This is a genomic window from Dietzia natronolimnaea (assembly GCF_002289575.1).
Lineage (GTDB): Bacteria > Actinomycetota > Actinomycetes > Mycobacteriales > Mycobacteriaceae > Dietzia > Dietzia natronolimnaea_A.
The window spans coordinates 1-311 of sequence record NZ_NTGA01000117.1; the positions used below are offsets into that span (position 1 = coordinate 1).

General features: G+C 68.8%; 1 pseudogene. It reads left to right on the top strand.

The window, feature by feature from the left end:
• A pseudogene (locus CEY15_RS17915) lies at positions 1 to 311 on the top strand (IS21 family transposase); the annotation flags it as partial.

Consider the following 311-nt stretch of genomic DNA (forward strand, 5'->3'; position numbering starts at 1 on the left):
GCTGCACGGCGAGTACACCGACCGCTGCGCCACCACCAGAGCGCCGGCGATGGGCTATGACCGGTGGTGCAAGACCTACCAACGACACGTGATGGTCACCGGCGCCGCCTCACGCGTCGGGCACAAGGCCGGCCAGACGGTCGAGGTCGACTGGTCCGGCCCGACGATGGAGCTCACCGACCCCGTCACCGGGGCGACGCGGAAGGTGTACCTGTTCGTGGCGTGCCTGCCGTTCAGCAGGTACGCGTTCGTCTGGCCATCGACCGACATGCAGCAGGACGCGTGGCTTCGGGCGCACGTGGCGATGTTCG